The 14,554-nt window shown below is 66.4% G+C and carries 16 protein-coding genes; 15 read left to right on the forward strand and 1 reads right to left on the reverse strand.

The window, feature by feature from the left end; translation table 11 throughout:
• Window positions 1–82: 82 nt before the first annotated feature.
• The 15 genes from AABF56_RS24230 (at window position 83) to AABF56_RS24300 (ending at window position 12,610) form a co-directional block, all read left to right on the forward strand.
• Window positions 83–763, forward strand: a complete 681-nt coding sequence (locus AABF56_RS24230) for a TetR/AcrR family transcriptional regulator (protein ID WP_272807860.1) — start codon at window positions 83–85, stop codon at window positions 761–763.
• Window positions 714–1,250: a GFA family protein gene (locus AABF56_RS24235; protein WP_272807859.1), complete on the forward strand. Its 537-nt coding sequence runs from the start codon at window positions 714–716 to the stop codon at window positions 1,248–1,250. Before AABF56_RS24230 ends, AABF56_RS24235 begins: the two co-directional genes overlap by 50 nt.
• Complete coding sequence (locus tag AABF56_RS24240; RefSeq protein ID WP_272807858.1) at window positions 1,243–1,551, forward strand: DUF6958 family protein; 309 nt, start codon at window positions 1,243–1,245, stop codon at window positions 1,549–1,551. The genes AABF56_RS24235 and AABF56_RS24240 overlap by 8 nt, the downstream gene beginning before the upstream one ends.
• A 103-nt stretch (window positions 1,552–1,654) precedes the next feature.
• Entirely contained in the window at window positions 1,655–2,371 is a 717-nt protein-coding gene (locus AABF56_RS24245; RefSeq protein WP_272807857.1) for a DUF6065 family protein, read from the forward strand.
• A gap of 179 nt (window positions 2,372–2,550) precedes the next feature.
• Entirely contained in the window at window positions 2,551–2,910 is a 360-nt protein-coding gene (locus AABF56_RS24250; RefSeq protein WP_272807856.1) for a hypothetical protein, read from the forward strand.
• 318 nt (window positions 2,911–3,228) lie between these two features.
• Window positions 3,229–4,491: an ABC transporter substrate-binding protein gene (locus AABF56_RS24255; RefSeq protein ID WP_443021186.1), complete on the forward strand. Its 1,263-nt coding sequence runs from the start codon at window positions 3,229–3,231 to the stop codon at window positions 4,489–4,491.
• 111 nt (window positions 4,492–4,602) lie between these two features.
• Entirely contained in the window at window positions 4,603–5,478 is an 876-nt protein-coding gene (locus AABF56_RS24260; RefSeq protein ID WP_272807854.1) for a sugar phosphate isomerase/epimerase family protein, read from the forward strand.
• Window positions 5,475–6,260 (forward strand): 6-phosphogluconolactonase, encoded by a 786-nt coding sequence (locus tag AABF56_RS24265; RefSeq protein WP_272807853.1) that lies wholly within the window; start codon window positions 5,475–5,477, stop codon window positions 6,258–6,260. The genes AABF56_RS24260 and AABF56_RS24265 overlap by 4 nt, the downstream gene beginning before the upstream one ends.
• A complete protein-coding gene (locus tag AABF56_RS24270) occupies window positions 6,257–7,201 on the forward strand; it encodes an ROK family protein (RefSeq protein ID WP_272807852.1) in 945 nt (314 codons plus the stop codon). The genes AABF56_RS24265 and AABF56_RS24270 overlap by 4 nt, the downstream gene beginning before the upstream one ends.
• On the forward strand, window positions 7,198–8,271 hold the full coding sequence (locus tag AABF56_RS24275) for an ABC transporter ATP-binding protein (protein ID WP_272807851.1): 1,074 nt from the start codon (window positions 7,198–7,200) through the stop codon (window positions 8,269–8,271). The genes AABF56_RS24270 and AABF56_RS24275 overlap by 4 nt, the downstream gene beginning before the upstream one ends.
• A complete protein-coding gene (locus AABF56_RS24280) occupies window positions 8,264–9,181 on the forward strand; it encodes a carbohydrate ABC transporter permease (protein ID WP_443021174.1) in 918 nt (305 codons plus the stop codon). The genes AABF56_RS24275 and AABF56_RS24280 overlap by 8 nt, the downstream gene beginning before the upstream one ends.
• A 1-nt stretch (window position 9,182) precedes the next feature.
• Window positions 9,183–10,022: a carbohydrate ABC transporter permease gene (locus AABF56_RS24285; RefSeq protein WP_244766501.1), complete on the forward strand. Its 840-nt coding sequence runs from the start codon at window positions 9,183–9,185 to the stop codon at window positions 10,020–10,022.
• A 29-nt stretch (window positions 10,023–10,051) separates the two neighbouring features.
• Entirely contained in the window at window positions 10,052–11,137 is a 1,086-nt protein-coding gene (locus AABF56_RS24290; protein ID WP_272807849.1) for a Gfo/Idh/MocA family protein, read from the forward strand.
• Between the two features lie 32 nt (window positions 11,138–11,169).
• The gene (locus AABF56_RS24295; protein ID WP_244766499.1) at window positions 11,170–11,736 is read left to right on the forward strand and encodes a TetR/AcrR family transcriptional regulator; all 567 of its coding nucleotides are present in this window, start codon (window positions 11,170–11,172) and stop codon (window positions 11,734–11,736) included.
• A 28-nt stretch (window positions 11,737–11,764) separates the two neighbouring features.
• On the forward strand, window positions 11,765–12,610 hold the full coding sequence (locus AABF56_RS24300) for a cupin domain-containing protein (protein ID WP_272807848.1): 846 nt from the start codon (window positions 11,765–11,767) through the stop codon (window positions 12,608–12,610).
• A gap of 203 nt (window positions 12,611–12,813) precedes the next feature.
• Here the strand turns inward: AABF56_RS24300 and AABF56_RS24305 are convergent, their stop codons facing one another.
• Complete coding sequence (locus AABF56_RS24305; protein WP_272807847.1) at window positions 12,814–14,544, reverse strand: acetyl/propionyl/methylcrotonyl-CoA carboxylase subunit alpha; 1,731 nt, start codon at window positions 14,542–14,544, stop codon at window positions 12,814–12,816.
• Between the last annotated feature and the right edge of the window lie 10 nt (window positions 14,545–14,554).

The raw sequence follows: 14,554 nt of genomic DNA on the forward strand, positions 1-14,554 counted from the left end.
TTCGAAAAGGGCGTGCGGAACATCACATGGGTTGATATCAATCTACTATTGACACATACCGACCGTATGGTATGTTAACGACATGCCCCGACCAACCAAACACGCACCCGAACGCGGCAACGCACGAACCCGGCTCCTGGAGGCGGCGCGCGACATCATCCGTGAGAAGGGTTTTGCCGCAACCAGCGTCGAGGATCTCTGCAAGGCCGCCGATGTCACCAAGGGCGCCTTCTTCCATCACTTCGCCAGCAAGGAGGCGCTTGGCGTGGCGGTGGCCGAGTTCTGGGCGGAGACGACGACGGCCTACTTCGCCGCCGCGCCCTATCATGCACCGGACGACGCGTTGGCCCGGATCCTTGCCTATGTCGCCTTCCGCAAGGCGATCATCACGGGCGCGCTGAAGGATTTCACCTGCCTCGTCGGAACGATGGCGCAGGAAATCCATGCGAGCGCGCCCGACATTCGCGATGCCTGCGGCCGCAGCATCTTCGGCCATACGGCGACGCTGGAGGCCGATATCGAGACGGCGCGGCGGGAACGCGGCATCACGGCGGACTGGTCCGCCGAGAGCCTGGCGCGGCACATGCAGGCTGTCCTGCAGGGCGGTTTCGTCCTCGCCAAGGCCGGCAACGACCCTGTGCTCGCGCGCGAAAGCCTCGATCACCTGGAGCGATACATACGACACCTGTTCAACGCCATGGAGGATGACGCACATGATGAGAACGACCCGGATCGGCTGCGCCTGCGGACAGACGCGCCTTGAACTGCGGGGAAGCCCGATCCTCGTTTCCGAATGCCTGTGCAACAGTTGCCGGGCCGCCGCCGGCAGGCTCGCCGCCCTTCCCGGCGCGAGAAACACCCTGACCGCCTATCAAGCGACGCCCACGGCGGAGTACCGCAAGGACCGGGTGGAGATCCTCTCCGGCGCTGAAAACCTCCGGGAATTCCGCCTCTCCTCCACCGCCGGCTCGCGCCGGGTGATCGCGGCCTGCTGCAACACGCCGGTTTTCCTGGAGATGAAGGGCGCGCACTGGCTGAGCCTCTACCTGCATCTGTGGCCGGAGGAGATACGGCCGAAGGCGGCGTTCCGCACGATGACCGGCGACCTTGCCGACCCCTCCGGCCTGCCGGCCGACATGCCGAACCTCAAGACCCATACCGTCGCCTTCTATGCCAGGCTTCTGGCGGCATGGATCGCCATGGGCTTCCGCAATCCGAAAATCACCGTGGGAGGAACCATCGATGCCTGAGAAGATCGAAATCGAGAACGTCAACATTCCCGGCCGCACGGAGCGGGTGGACCGCACGAAATACACGGCGATGCGCAAGGCGCTGCTCGCCGCCCTGCCGCACACCGCGCCCGGCATGACCGTGGCCGAGGCCCAGGCGGCCCTCCTGCCCTTCCTCTCGGAAACGGACTTTCCGGAACGGCAGAAGGCGGGCTGGTGGATGAAGGCCGTGCAGCTCGACCTCGAGGCGAAGGGCCTCATCCGGCGCGCACCGCGCAAGCCGGTCCATCTCTACCGGATCGCTCCCGCCACCGCCGACTGAAGGCCGCGGCCGGGCGACGGCATGTCCCTACATTTTTCGAGATGCCGGGAATAGACCGCGCCCGGCGCCGTTCCTCCCCCATCGAACGATGAGGAGAACAGCGATGCCACTCGCCCTTCTGAAGAAGCCGCAGCCCCGGTTGACCTTCCTCTGCCGCAAGGAGGACGAGGGCGTCATCCCCGCCCCCGTGCGCGCCAAGACGGCCCTGCCCGACTGGTTCCGCAAGCTGCCGCCCGTCGATGCCGCCCATGTCTCGCCGAACAACAGCGGCCTGACGGTAAAACGCTGCATGCCCTTCCTCGACGCCATGGCGGCAGGCTGGGTCATCGGGCTTGCCGGCACCGTGCGCATGGAGATCTCCGACGGCGGGAGGACCGTGGATTGCGGCTGGGATTTCGATCGCACGCTGGTCAGCAACCATGCCAGCCACCAGGTCGCCGGCAATCCGCGCGAGCCCCTGCCGCCCTGCAAGTTCCACAACTACTGGACCATCCGCACGCCGCCCGGCTGGAGCTGCCTCTTCGTGCCGCCGCTCAACCGGCCGAACGGCGTCTTCGAGGTCGTTTCGGGCGTCGTCGATACCGACACCTACCAGTCGGAAATCCACTTTCCGTTCTTCGCCACCGGCGAGAACGGCCTGCATGTGCTGGAGCGCGGCACGCCCCTCGTGCAGGTCATCCCCTTCCGCCGCGAGACGTCAGACCTCGACGCCGACATCCGCGCCGAACGCGAGGCGGAAGGGGTCGTCCGCAAGACGATCCTGCGCAAGACGCTCGCCGCCGACGGCTGGTATCGCAAGTTCGCGCGCGCCCAGCGATAGGACCGAAGGGGGCGACCGCTCTTCCCACCGCCGCTGCCGCGCGCAGCGGCGGCGAAGCCGCATGGGTTTGAATGGTGCGCTATAGCATTGAAAAATAACTCATTTTTCATGGAATAGATGTCCTGGCCCACCGTTCCTCCTGTGCAGCCGGCAAGGCTGTCATTCAAAGGAGACATGCCATGAAGAAACTCATCGCAATCCTCGGTGCCCTGCTCGTGGCCGGTGCCGCCGCGCCGGCGCCGGCCGTCGCCGACGACCCGGTCCACCGCTTCCTGCAGAAGATGGTGCGCAGCAGCAAGGCGAGCCATGTCCGCTCCAGCCGCGACCGGGACGATGACCGCCGGGGCAGCTGGAATTCCAACCGCAACTCCAACAGCTCGTCGAATTCCTCGCGGAATTCCAACTCGAATTCGAGCTCCAACTCGTCGAGCAATTCCAACTCGAACAGCTCGTCGAACTCTTCCAGCAATTCGAGTTCGAACTCGTCGTCGAACTCCTCCTCCAACTCCTCGTCGAACTCGTCTTCCGACGACGATTGAGCACCAGCCTGAAGGACCGAAGGGAGGGCGGAGCCTGTGCTTCCGCAATCCCCCTTCCCGCACCCCACGCCGGCCGGCCGGCGTGGGGGACTTTTCCACCCCTGAAGCGTACCCGCCGGGCAGATCGCCGGCATGGTGGAAAGGGATCGCCACGCGCCTGCGCAGCCAGCTCCACGGGGCCGCAAGAGCCCTCGCCGCGGCACTCGCTCCGTTATTCACCATCGCCGTCCAAAGGACTTTTCGCCCGCTTTACTTTACCGACCAGACGGTATAGTAATTTTCCGTGCTCAACGCAGTGTGGGAGGAAACACGGTGCAGCTGGATGGATTTCTGAGAACGACGGCGCTGGTCGGCGCCGTCCTGTGGGGTGGCTCTGCAACAGCGGCGGAAGTGTCGATCTTCTGCAGCTCGGCCGGCGCCGAGCTCGAGCTTTGCCAGTCGGCCTCCGAGGCCTGGGCGAAGGAGACCGGCAATACGGTCAAGATCAACAAGATGCCGGCGAACTGGGGCGAGGCCCTGCCGCTCTACCAGCAGCTTCTCGCCGGCAAGTCGGGCGACATCGACGTGCTGACGCTCGACAACATCTGGGTCGGCGCGCTCGCCGCCCACCTCGTCGACCTCAAGGAGAAGGTCCCGGCGGAGGAGCTTTCGGCGCATTTCGAGGCGGCGCTCGCCGACAGCACCATCGAGGGCAAGCTGCTCGCCATGCCCTGGTTCGTCGATGCCGGCCTGATGTTCTACCGCAAGGACCTGCTTGAAAAATACGGCAAGGCCGAACCGAAGACCTGGGCGGAACTGACCGAGACGGCAAAGTCCATCCAGGAACAGGAACGCGCCGCCGGCAACAAGGACATGTGGGGCTATGTCTGGCAGGGCCGCGCCTATGAGGGGCTGACCTGCGATGCGCTCGAATGGGTCGCCTCCTATGGCGGCGGCACCTTCATCTCGCCGGACGGCGAGATCACCGCGAACAATCCGAAGGCCGTCGAGGCGCTGGAACTCGCCCGCACCTGGATCGGCGGCATCAGCCCGGAAGGCGTGCTCAACTATGACGAGGAAGGCTCGCGCGGCGTCTTCGAGGCCGGCAACTCCATCTTCCACCGCAACTGGGGTTATGTCTGGGGAACCAGCCAGGCGGAGGGCTCCTCGCTGCTCGGCAAGGTCGGCGTGATGGCGCTGCCGGTCGGGGCGGAAGGCGAGAAATCGAGCGGCTGCTACGGCGCCGGCCTTCTCGGCGTGTCGAAATATGCCGACGATGTCGATGCCGCCGTCAGCCTCGTGCAGTACCTCACCAGCGCCAGCGAGCAGAAACGCCGCGCCTTGCAGGGCTACAGCCCGACGCTGAAGGCGCTCTACCAGGACGCGGAGATCATCGAGAAGAATCCCTCGCTGCGTTTTGCCGAGAAGGCCTATGCGGAAAGCGCCTCGCGGCCGTCGCAGGTCACGGGCGCCTCCTACAACCGCGTCTCGCAGCGCATCTTCAACGGCGTGCACAACGTGCTGAGCGGCAAGGAAACCGCCGCCGACGCGCTCGCCAAGGTGAGCAGCGATCTGGAACGGCTGAAGAAGCGCGGCTGGTAACGGTCCGGACGCCTTTCCGGGGAAAGCCGGGAAGGCGCCGTCTTTCTGTTTTATGCGGTTCCGGAAGCGAGATCGCCGCCGGGACCGTTCTGGAAACCCAAGGAAAAGACAGTGAATATCGCGATCGCACCGTGCTGCTGGGGCGTCTACTGGCCCACCGGCAACGACCTCGGCTGGACCGATTACCTCGACCGCATCGTCGCGGCCGGATACCGGCATACCGAACTCGGCCCCTATGGCTACTTCTCCACCGATCCCGAGGTGCTTTCGCACGAACTGAACCGCCGTGGCCTCTCCGTGGTCGCGGCGGCCCATGTCCATACGCTGGCCGATGCCGCCACCGCGGACGCCCTCACGGAACGGACGCACCAGATCTGCACGCTGCTTTCGGCCGTCGGCGGCACGCATTTCATCCTGATGGACGAGTCGGAATTCTACCCGAAGGACCGGATGGGCATCGTCGGCGAGGACGGCTGGCGCGCCGTCGTCGAGCAGACCGTGCGTTCCGCCCGGATCGTGCGCGACCACGGCCTGCACTTCAGCTTCCACCCGCATGTCGGCACCTGCGTGGAGCATGAGGACCAGATCGAGCGACTTCTCGTGGAGACCGATCCCGGTCTCGTCGGCCTCTGCCTCGATACCGGCCACCACGCCTATTGGAAGGCCGATCCGAAGGCGTTCTTCCTGCGCCACAAGGCGCGCATCAACGCCATCCATCTCAAGAACGTCGACGGCGCCTTCCGCGAGAAGGTGCTGGCGCAGAACATCCATTGCGACCGTGCCTTCGAGGACGGCATCATGACCGATCTCGACCGCGGTGCGGTCGACATCGCCGATTTCATGCGGACGCTGCTGGCGAGCGGCTATGACGGCCCGCTGGTCGTCGAACAGGACCTTGCGCCGAACCATCCCGAGACGCCGGAGGCGATCGCCGCGCGGAACTTCGCCTTCGTCTCGGCTTTGCTTGCGGAGCGGACCGGCCGATGAAGACCATGATCCACGACACGCCCGAGGCGATCGGCGCGCATCTTTCGGCCCGCATCCTCGCGGAAATCTGCGCCGCCAATGCCGCCGGCCGGCCTTATGTGCTCGGCTGCCCGGGCGGGCGCAGCCCGATGCCGGTCTACCAGGCGCTGGAGCGCCAGCTGACCGCCGCCCCCGTAGATTGCTCCCGTCTCGTCATCGCGATGATGGACGAATACCTGTTGCCGGACGGCGATGGCCTCAGTCCGCCCGCCGCCTCCGCGCATTATTCCTGCCGCGGCTTCGGCGAGCGCGAGATCGTCGGGCGTATCAACCGGGCACTGCCGGACGCCCTGCGCATGCCCGAGACGAATTTCCGCATGCCCTCCCTCACCGATCCCGCGGCCTATGACGGCGAGCTCGCGGCCCTTGGCGGCATCGACCTGTTCCTGCTCGCGTCCGGCGCCGGCGACGGCCATATCGCCTTCAACCCGCCGGGTTCCGCCCGCAACAGCCGCACGCGCATCGTCACGCTCGCCGAGCAGACCCGGCGCGACAACCTCGCGACCTTCCCGGACTTCCGCGGGATCGAAGAGGTGCCGACCCACGGCCTCACCATCGGCATCGGCTCCATCGCCACGCTGTCGAAGGCCGTCGCGATGATCGTCTGGGGCGACGGCAAGCGCGCGGCCTTCCGCCGTCTTTCGGCCGCGACGGCCTACGATCCGTCCTGGCCGGCGACCATTCTTGCCGAATGCCGGAACGGCGAGCTCCATGCCGACGCGGCCGCCGGGGCGCGGCCATGACACGGCACGCGATCGGCATCGATGTCGGCGGCACCAAGACGAAGGCCTGCATCGTCCGGCTTTCGGACGGCGCGGTCGTCGCCGAGCGCACCGAGGCGACGCTTTGCCAGAACGGCGGCGCCGCCGTGCTCGACCTCGTCTGCGATCTCGCGGCGGCCATGCAGGATCGCGCGAACGCGCAAGACTTCGACATCGCGGCCCTCGGCATCTGCCTGCCGGAGCTCGTGACGCGGGACGGCGAGCCGGCCTCGGCCTGGAATTTCGACTGGCGCGGCCTCGATTACCGCGCCCGCCTTGGCGCCTTCGCCCCCTTGCACATCGACAGCGACGTGCGCGCCGCCGCCTTCGCCGAGGGCTGGATGGGTGCCGGCAGGGGCGTCGATCCCTTCGTCTACGCCACCATCTCCACCGGCCTTTCCCATTCGCTGGTCATCGGCGGCGCGCCCTATGAAGGCGCCCGCGGCTTCGCCATCCATTTCTCCGGCAGCGATATCGTCGCCTTCGACGGTGAGGGCCGCGCGGTGCGGCACAATCTGGAGCTCTTTGCCGGCGGCAAGGCGCTCGGCGAGCGCTACGGCGCGCTCACCGGCCGCCCCGACGCCTCGGCGCGCGCGCTGTTCGAGGCGGAGGCGACGGACCCGCGGGCGGCAGCGATGGTCGCCGATGCGCTCCTTTCGCTCGCCTCCTATCTCGGCCAGCTCGTCAACACGCTCGACCCCGCCATGCTCGTCCTCGGCGGCGGCATTGGCAGCGACCCCAAGGTGACGCCGCGGCTTGCGGCGCTGACGCGCGGCTTCATCTGGGCGGAGGGAGCGCGGGACATGCCGATCGTGCCGAGCCTCATCGGCGATACAGCCTGCGCCATCGGCGTTGCGGCGCTCGCGGCCCGGGCGAACGGCACGATCGCGGAAAAGACAATCAGCAAGATGGAACGGCCATGAGCGGTATAGATCTCATCAATGTCGTCAAACGGTTCGGCGCGCTGACGGTCATCGACGGCGTGGACCTTGCGATTGCCGAGGGCGAGTTCGTCGTCTTCGTCGGCCCTTCGGGCTGCGGCAAGTCCACGCTGCTGCGCATGATCGCGGGGCTGGAGGAGATCTCCGACGGCGAGCTGCGCATCGCCGGCAGCCGCATGAACGAGACGCCGCCGGCAAAACGCAACATCGCCATGGTCTTCCAGTCCTACGCGCTCTATCCGCACATGAATGTCGAGCGCAATCTCGGCTTCGCGCTGGAGACCGCCCGGCTTCCCGCCGCCGAAATCCGCGAGCGCGTGACGAAGGCGGCGAAATTCCTCAAGATAGACCACCTGCTCGACCGCCGTCCGGCGCAGCTTTCCGGTGGCCAGCAGCAGCGCGTCGCCATCGGCCGCGCCCTCGTGCGCCAGCAGAAGCTCTTCCTGTTCGACGAGCCGCTGTCCAACCTCGATGCGGACCTGCGCATGGAGATGCGCGTGGAGATCGCCCGCATCCACCGCGAGGTGAAGGCCACCACCGTCTACGTCACGCACGACCAGATGGAGGCGATGACGCTCGCCGACCGCATCGTCGTGCTGAAGGACGGCCGCATCGCGCAGGTCGGCACGCCCATGGAGCTCTACGAGCGCCCGGCAAACCGCTTCGTCGCGAGCTTCATCGGCTCGCCGCGCATGAACTTCCTGCCGGGCATGCTGGCGCGCGAGGGCGAAGAGAGCGTGCTGTCACATGCCGGCGGTCGCCATCGCCTCTCCGCCCAAGACTATGCGGGCGATGTCAGCCTCGGCATCCGGCCGGAAGACCTGATCCTCGGCGGGGGCGAAGCGACGCTGGAGGCCGAGGTCCTGCTCGTCGAGCCGCTGGGCGGCGAATCCCTCGTCCATCTCAATGTCGGCGACGGCCGCTCGATCGTCGCCAAGGCGCAGGGCAAGCCGGAGATCCGGCCGGGCGCCACCACGGTCGTCGGCTGGAACCACGCGCGCGCGCATCTCTTCGACAAGGACGAGCGCGCCCTCAACCCGAGGGATGCATGACATGGCGACGGGAGCGATACGCATCGGTCTCAATGCCAAGCGGGCGCGCACGGCCTGGCTGTTCCTCGCACCGAGCCTTCTCGTGCTCTTCGCCGTGGCGCTCTGGCCGCTCGGGCGGACCTTCCTCTTCTCCTTCACCGATGCCTTCCTCACCGAGCCCGACATCTACACCTATATCGGTCTCGAGAACTATTTCACGCTGTTCGAGGATCCGCTGTGGTGGCAGTCGGTCCGCAACACGCTCTATTTCACGGTCGTCTCGGTCTCTATCGAGACGGCACTGGGGCTTGCCATCGCGCTGCTGCTGAACGCCCACATGTCCGGCCGCGGTTTCATGCGCGCGGTCATTCTCATTCCCTGGTCCATTCCCGTCGTCGTCAGCGCGCGCATGTGGCAATGGATGCTGCACGACCAGTTCGGCATCCTCAACCATGTGCTGAAGCTCATGGGCGTCATCGACAACGGCATCGCCTGGACGGCCAATCCCGATCTCGTCATGCCCGTCATCATCGCCGTCGACGTCTGGATCACCACGCCCTTCATGGTGCTGCTCATCCTTGCCGGCCTGCAGATGCTGCCGAGGAGCATCTACGAGGCCGCCTCGATCGACGGCGTGTCGGAATGGCGGCAGTTCACCGCGCTCACCCTGCCGCTGCTTGCGCCCAGCATCGCCGTCGCCGTGCTTTTCCGGCTGCTCGATGCGCTGCGCATGTTCGACCTCAGCTTCGTGCTGTCCTCGAACAGCGACGACACGAAGACCGTGTCGATCTATGCCCGCGAGGTGCTGGTCAATTTCCAGGACATGGGCGTCGGCTCTGCGGCGAGCGCCGCGATCTTCCTGATGATCGCCGTGGTGACGGCGATCTACGTGACCGTCTTCCGGCTCAACCGCAAGCTCCTGGGGGTGTGACATGGTGCGCAGTGCAACGGGCAGGCGCCTTCACCGCATCGCGATCTACGGGCTCTTCGCCGTGGTCGCGCTCTACACGCTGTTTCCCTTCTACTGGATGATCGCCTCCTCGCTGAAATCCGGCCAGGCGATCTTCGACGTCACCTTCCTGCCGGACCTGAAGTTCAACAATTACGAGGCGATCCTGTCGGACGGCGTGTTCCTGCGCAGCCTCCTGAACTCCCTCATCGTCGCGGCTTCCGTCGTGGCGCTCTCGCTGGGGCTGGCGATCGCGGCGGCCTATGCGCTCGGCCGCATCGATTTCCGGGGCCGCTCGCCGATCATGTTCCTCTTCCTCGCCGTCTCGATGTTCCCGCAGATCGCGCTGCTCTCCGGCCTCTTCGAGATGATCCGCTGGCTCGGCCTCTACAACACGCTCGGCTCGCTGATCTTCGCCTACATGATCTTCACGCTGCCCTTCAACATCTGGGTGCTGACCACCTTCATGCGCAGCCTGCCGCGGCAGATCGAGGAAGCGGCGATCATGGATGGCTGCTCGCCGCTGCGCATCGTGCGCTGCATCTTCCTGCCGATGATGGGGCCGGCGCTGATCTCGACGGGCCTGCTCGCCTTCATCGCCTCGTGGAACGAGTTCCTCTTCGCGCTCACCTTCATCCTGACGGACGAGAACCGCACGGTGCCGGTCGCGATCGCCCTCATCTCCGGCTCCAGCCGCTATGAGTTCCCCTATGGCGCGATCATGGCCGCATCGACCATCGTCACCGTGCCGCTGATCGTGATGGCGCTGCTCTTCCAGAAATACATTGTCTCCGGCCTCACCGCCGGAGCGGTCAAGGGTTAGGCCCCTTGCGGGGCAGAAAGGTCTTTTCCATGCATATCGTCCGTGTCGGCCTCATCGGCCTTGGCGAGGTGAGCCAGCTCATGCACCTGCCGATCCTTGCCGATCACCGCCACCTCTTCGAGGTCGCCGGCGTCTTCGACGTCTCGCCGAGCCTCGCCGCCCATTGCGCCGGCCGCTATCCCGGAGCGCGCGCCTATGAGAGCGCCGAAGCGCTGCTCGCGGCATCCGACATCGACGCCGTCTTCATCCTGACGCCCGACCAGACGCACCGCCACTATCTCGACCTGGCGCTGAAGGCGGGCAAGGACGTCTTCCTTGAAAAGCCCGCCTGCCTGACGCTCGGCGAGATCGACGACGTCCTGCCGCTTGCCGAAAAATCCGGCCGCCTGGTCTTCGTCGCCTATATGCGGCGCTATTCGGCAACCTTCCTGAAGGCCAAGGAGATGATGCCGGCACAGGAGGCGCTGCGCTATGTGCGCGTGCGCGACCTCATCTGCGAAGGCCCGTTCTTCATCCGCCAGACGCGCAACATCTTCTATCCCGATGATCTCGACGGCGCCTTCCTCGCAAAGTCCCGCGCCGAGACCGAGGCGCTGCTGCGCGACGTCGCCGGCAAGAACGCCTCCCCCAGCCTGATGCGCGCCTACCAGGTGCTGACCGGCCTCTCCTCGCACAGCCTCTCGGCCATGCGCGAGCTGATCGGCCTGCCGCAGCGGGTCATCGCCGCCCACCACAAGCAGAACGGGGAGCAGATCGTCGCGCTTCTCGACTACGGCCATTTCACCGCGATCTACGAGGCGCTGATCGACAATGTCGCGCGCTTCGATGCCCGCATCGAGGTCTATTCCGACCGCCGCCGCCTCAGCTTCGGCTACGACACGCCTTACATCCGCAACCTGCCGACCACGCTGGAAGTCACGGACTCGACCGACACCGAGACCGAGACCCGCACCTTCGGTCCGAACTACACCGATCCCTTCGCCATCGAGCTGCGCGCCTTCCACGACCATCTGGTGAACGGCACGGCGCCGAAGACGACGCTCGACGACTCCCGCCAGGACCTCGCCCTGATGGCGCAAATCGTCGGTCGCCTGCGCGAAAGTTCGTCGCTATAGCGGGAAGACCAGCAACAGCATCGGGGTTCGACATGGCAAGACGTGGCACCGCACGGGAACGCATCCTCAGCGCCGCCGAGGAGATCGTCGTCAACGAGGGCGTCTCCTCGCTCACCTTCGACAAGGTGGCGGAGGTGACGGGGCTCTCCAAGGGCGGCATCCTCTACCACTTCGCCAGCAAGGATGCGCTGGTGCGCGCCATGGTCGAGCGCTTCGTCTATCGCTTCGAGACCGGTCTTTCCGGCATCGAGGGCGAGGACGAGGAGCCGCATGGCCGCTACACCCGCGCCTATGTGAAGGCGACGATGGGCGGGGCCGCCAGCACCGGCGACCAGTACGACCGGCTCGGCGCCAGCATCACGGCGGCGCTGTCGAACTTTCCCGACCTGCTCGAAATCGTCCACCAGCAGAACATCCGCTGCCAGGCCGCCGTCGAGACGGACGGCCTCGATCCCGTCGAAGCCACGATCATCCGCCTCGCCATCGAGGGCATGTGGATGGCCGAGGTGTTCAACGTCATGCATCTCGACCCCGCCATGAAGCAGGCCGTCATCGACCGGCTCATCGCGCGCACCCGTCCAGTGGGCGCCGCCCCCTAGCTTGCCACCATCTGAAAAGGAGTTTTCCATGGGCTACAAGCCGTCCCCCCGTCCCGTCTTCGACCGGCCGAGCCACATTCCCTATGCCGGCGTGACGCGCCATCTGTGGGGCGAGGAGAATGCCGGCCTCGTCGACGACTGGATCTATGCCTCCACGGAAAACATCCACCAGATCGTCTTCGGCATGCAGCCGGGCGGCTGCTTCAAGCACACCGATGCCTTCCGCACCATCTTCGGCGCGGACGAGCTGCTCTACGTGATCAGCGGCACGCTCGGCCTTGCCAATCCGGAAACGGGCGAGGTCTGCATCGCCAAGCCCGGCGAGGCGCTGTTCTTCCGCAAGGACACCTGGCACCACGGCTTCAACCTCGGCGAGGAGCAGGTGCGCGTGCTCGAATTCTTCGCCCCGCCGCCGGCAAAGGGCACGTCCGGCCCCTACGCCCGCACCAAGCCGCTGCTTTCGGAAAATCGCTACATCCAGGACGAATTCCTCGGCCGCTGGCCGATGGAGGCGGCGGCACAGGAGAAGTCCCGCACCATCCATCCCAAGCGCGATGCGGACATGCTCTGGAGCCTCGATGCCGAGACGCAGGGCGCCTATACCGGCTTCTACTGCGCGACAGACCAGCTGACGGTCGGCAAGACGACGGTGCTCGGCGGCAAGCGCACCCGCATCGAGCGTCACAGGGGCGACGAATGCCTCTATGTCGTCTCCGGCGTGCTCAACATCCACATCCCGGATGCCGAGGGCCAGGCCTGGTTCGAGCTCAATCCGCGCGACGGCTTCTACATCCCCACCGGCTTCGACCACCAGTATTTCAACATGTCGCACACGCCCTGCGAATTCGTCTTCGGCGTGGCGCCGGATTTTTGATTGGAAAGTGGGCTCTCGAAGACCGAGAGCCGTCAACTCGATGATAAGCATCACCCCAAGCACTCCGTCATCCTCGCGCTCGCCCCGAGGATCCACGCGGCACCCGCGGCTGTGGATGGTCGGGTCAAGCCCGACCATGGCGGAGGAGAGGTATGCGGGTTTTATCCCTGACAGGCTGCCGAAAACCGGGAGCCGGCATCCAATCAGCCTTCGAACACCATCAGCACGTCGCCGGCCTGGAGGTAGTCGCCTTCCTTCACGCGCAGCCTGAGCCGCCCAGCCTTCGGCGCGAGAACCTGCGTTTCCATCTTCATCGCCTCCATGACCGCCACGAGGTCGCCTTCCGCAACGGTGGAGCCATCGGCGATCTTGAAGGCCTGCAGCGTGCCGGAAACCGGGGCCGTTATGCCATCCTCGGCGGGCCGTCCGCCCTTGCCCGCGGCCGATGCGCTGCCCTGCCCCACCGCGCCGAGGCCGGCGAGCAGCAGGCTCGGCAGGGCGATCGACACGCGCCTGCCGTCGATTTCGAGATGGGTGCGGACCAGCGTCGGATCCTCGGCCGGCTCGGGCCGGGCCATGGCCTCGGGCATGGCGGCGAAATCGGTCTCGATCCAGCGGGTATGCACCTTGAAGCCGTCCGTGCCGATGAAATCCGCCGTATCGATGGCGGCCCGGTGGAACGGCAGGACCGTCGCGACGCCCTCTATGCGGAATTCCTTCAGCGCGCGGCGGGCGCGGCGCAGGGCCTCCTCGCGCGTCGCGCCGGTCACGATCAGCTTGGCGACCAGCGAATCGAAGACGCCGGGCACGGTGGAACCTGTAACGACGCCGCTGTCGAGGCGCACGCCCGGGCCGGAGGGCGGATCGAACACGGTGATGGCGCCGGGCGTCGGCAGGAAGCCGCGGCCGGGGTCTTCCGCATTGATGCGGAACTCGATGGAATGGCCGCGCGGTTCCGGCGTTTCCAGCACGCGCAGCGGCAGACCCTCGGCGATGCGGAACTGCTCGATGACGAGGTCTATGCCGGTCGTCTCCTCCGTGACGGGATGCTCGACCTGGAGGCGGGTGTTCACCTCCAAGAAGGAGATCGTGCCGTCGACGCCGAGCAGGAACTCCACCGTGCCGGCGCCCGAATAGCCGGCAGCCGCGCAGATGGCCTTGGCGGCGGCGTGGATCTTCTGGCGCTGCTCGTCGGAGAGGAAGGGCGCCGGGGCCTCCTCGATGAGCTTCTGGTTGCGGCGCTGGGCCGAGCAGTCGCGGGTGCCGAGCACCAGCACGTTGCCATGCTTGTCGGCAATGACCTGCGCCTCGATATGGCGCGGCCGGTCGAGGAAGCGTTCCAAGAAACATTCGCCGCGGCCGAAGGCCGCCGTCGCCTCGCGCACGGCAGATTCGTAGAGGTCCGCGACCTCCTCCATCTTCCAGGCCACCTTGAGGCCGCGCCCGCCGCCGCCATGCGCCGCCTTGATGGCGACCGGCAGGCCGTGCCGTTCCGCAAACGCGACGACCTCGGCCGCCGAGGACACCGGGCCGTCGCTGCCCGCGACCAGCGGCGCGCCGACGCCCTGCGCGATGCGCCGCGCCTCGACCTTGTCGCCGAGCGCTTCGATGACGGACGGATCGGGGCCTATCCAGATGAGGCCGGCGCCCTGCACGGCGCGCGCGAATTCGGCACGCTCGGAAAGGAAGCCGTAGCCCGGATGCACCGCATCCGCGCCGGCGCGCCTTGCGACCGCGATCAGCTTCTCGATATCGAGATAGGTTTCCACCGGGCGCACGCCGCCAAGGCCGTAGGCTTCGTCGGCGAGGCGCACGAACAGCGCGTCCGCATCAGGATCCGCATAGACGGCGACCGACTGGAGGCCGTAATCACGGCAGGCGCGCACGATGCGCACGGCGATCTCGCCACGATTGGCAATCAGCACTTTCTTCATGGCAGTCCTC

This window comes from Shinella sp. WSC3-e, assembly GCF_945994535.1.
In the GTDB taxonomy this organism is placed as follows: Bacteria; Pseudomonadota; Alphaproteobacteria; order Rhizobiales; family Rhizobiaceae; genus Shinella; species Shinella yambaruensis.

Coding starts and splice junctions, on each gene's coding strand:
- AABF56_RS24300 (WP_272807848.1), top strand. CDS start 11,765: ATGGGCTACAAGCCGTCCCCCCGTCCCGTCTTCGACCGGCCGAGCCAC.
- AABF56_RS24250 (WP_272807856.1), top strand. CDS start 2,551: ATGAAGAAACTCATCGCAATCCTCGGTGCCCTGCTCGTGGCCGGTGCC.
- AABF56_RS24290 (WP_272807849.1), top strand. CDS start 10,052: ATGCATATCGTCCGTGTCGGCCTCATCGGCCTTGGCGAGGTGAGCCAG.
- AABF56_RS24270 (WP_272807852.1), top strand. CDS start 6,257: ATGACACGGCACGCGATCGGCATCGATGTCGGCGGCACCAAGACGAAG.
- AABF56_RS24295 (WP_244766499.1), top strand. CDS start 11,170: ATGGCAAGACGTGGCACCGCACGGGAACGCATCCTCAGCGCCGCCGAG.
- AABF56_RS24240 (WP_272807858.1), top strand. CDS start 1,243: ATGCCTGAGAAGATCGAAATCGAGAACGTCAACATTCCCGGCCGCACG.
- AABF56_RS24235 (WP_272807859.1), top strand. CDS start 714: ATGATGAGAACGACCCGGATCGGCTGCGCCTGCGGACAGACGCGCCTT.
- AABF56_RS24285 (WP_244766501.1), top strand. CDS start 9,183: ATGGTGCGCAGTGCAACGGGCAGGCGCCTTCACCGCATCGCGATCTAC.
- AABF56_RS24275 (WP_272807851.1), top strand. CDS start 7,198: ATGAGCGGTATAGATCTCATCAATGTCGTCAAACGGTTCGGCGCGCTG.
- AABF56_RS24305 (WP_272807847.1), bottom strand. CDS start 14,544: ATGAAGAAAGTGCTGATTGCCAATCGTGGCGAGATCGCCGTGCGCATC.
- AABF56_RS24230 (WP_272807860.1), top strand. CDS start 83: ATGCCCCGACCAACCAAACACGCACCCGAACGCGGCAACGCACGAACC.
- AABF56_RS24265 (WP_272807853.1), top strand. CDS start 5,475: ATGAAGACCATGATCCACGACACGCCCGAGGCGATCGGCGCGCATCTT.
- AABF56_RS24280 (WP_443021174.1), top strand. CDS start 8,264: ATGCATGACATGGCGACGGGAGCGATACGCATCGGTCTCAATGCCAAG.
- AABF56_RS24245 (WP_272807857.1), top strand. CDS start 1,655: ATGCCACTCGCCCTTCTGAAGAAGCCGCAGCCCCGGTTGACCTTCCTC.